The organism is Oleiphilus sp. HI0066 (assembly GCF_001635725.1).
The window spans coordinates 1-1,529 of the sequence record NZ_LWFH01000115.1 but is presented as its reverse complement, the minus strand read 5'-3'; the positions used below and the strand labels follow the sequence as shown (position 1 = coordinate 1,529).

At 43.2% G+C, this 1,529-nt stretch carries 2 protein-coding genes; one reads left to right on the top strand and one right to left on the bottom strand.

Annotated elements, in window-relative coordinates; genetic code table 11:
- Positions 1 to 793 (bottom strand): bifunctional nicotinamide-nucleotide adenylyltransferase/Nudix hydroxylase (locus A3738_RS02165; RefSeq protein ID WP_082889932.1); only part of this gene is annotated, 793 nt, incomplete at its 3' end.
- 273 nt (positions 794 to 1,066) lie between these two features.
- Between A3738_RS02165 and A3738_RS02160 the strand changes: the two genes are divergently transcribed.
- On the top strand, positions 1,067 to 1,529 hold a 463-nt coding region (locus tag A3738_RS02160), incomplete at its 3' end, for an NUDIX hydrolase (protein WP_156503886.1).

The following is a 1,529-nucleotide window of genomic DNA, read 5'->3' as shown; positions in this document are numbered from 1 at the left end:
AACGCGTTTCTTCTCTTAGCTCCCTTAAGCAAGCATCTACCAATTTCTCTCCGTGATCCACGAAGCCTCCAGGTAATGCTAGTAGCCCTTTCCCTGGCCTTGCTTTCCGTTCCACCATCAAGACATGTCCGCTTTGTATCACCACTGCATCAACTGTTACGAAGGTCGGTGGATACGGTGCAGCACTCCATGCTTGCTGATACTTAGCGACAAACTCCTGTTCACTTTTTACTTCACTGAATTCAGGTGTCGCGTAGAACTTCTTCAATTCTTCTTGCACGTTCACTGGCAAGAATTGTTTTAAATTACCTTGGCTATCTTTCGAACCAAAAACCAATTCTCTAACCGGTGTTGCGCTAATTCCTTGGTAGTTCTCTACTTCAACTGCCCCCCATTGCGGGAACAAATTTAAGTAGTATGAACTCTGGTCTTTACTGTGCCCGATCAACCCAACTTTTGGTTGCTTGTGCGGTACACCGTGGTGTGCCGTTACATAACCATTTACAGTTGCTTGTACGTTTCGAACCCAAGATTCATCGTTGTAAACAATATCCATCAATGGAGCTACGTGCATTCGATCGCTCTCTTCTTGAGACACTGAACCGCGAATCATGGCTTCGCGTTCTGCTATCGTCCAAGGGTTACGTGTTGATCTAGGTTGGTGTGCTGAGCCCGCTAAAATGATTAGCTGTCTCGCCTTTTCCAAACCTTCTCGGACCACTTGTAAATGTCCATTATGGAAAGGCTGGAAACGCCCAATAAAAACTAAAAAGTCGAATTCTTTGTTACTCATATCAGCAAACCCCTTGCTGTTGGTGACAGGAAATTGGTCTATCCAATTTCGTGCTAATGCTAACTGGTGAATCCCACCTGATTTGTTAGCCTGAATACATAGTGGCTTACTGCCACTTATATGTCAACACCCTATTTTGACTTAATTTAAAAACTCTCAGTTTGACATAGTGTTTTTGCGCCACTATCTTAGTGGCTTATTAACACTTATGTGTATGTTGTTCTTTATCACGGAATAAATGAAAGCCAGTAGACAACTGGAGATGAGTTAGAAATGACAAAACAAATATCCGAAAAAGAGTTCCTGAAGAACTACAACATTCATGACTTTGACATACCACTCACATCAGTGGATATGGCGATTTTCACTATTAAAGACGAATCGTTACACGTGCTTTTGGTCAAAAGAGCTCAATATCCTTCGCTTGGGCAATGGGCTCTCCCAGGCGGATTTATCGACGTAAATAAAGACAAAACATTGGATGACACTGCAAGGCGAAAACTAGTAGAGAAAACAGGCGTTGATACGCCGTACTTAGAACAAGTCGCTAGCTTTGGTGGAGCAAAAAGGGATCCTCGCGGATGGTCGGTTACTGTGGCCTATTTTGCTCTAATCAGTTCAGAAGAAGTTACGCTCGAAGCAAATGAAAGCTCTGAAGAAGTTACATGGGTTCCGGTCAATAAGGTAAACAAAGCGTTCGAGCTGGCGTTTGATCATCAAGAGATTTTGGATCGGT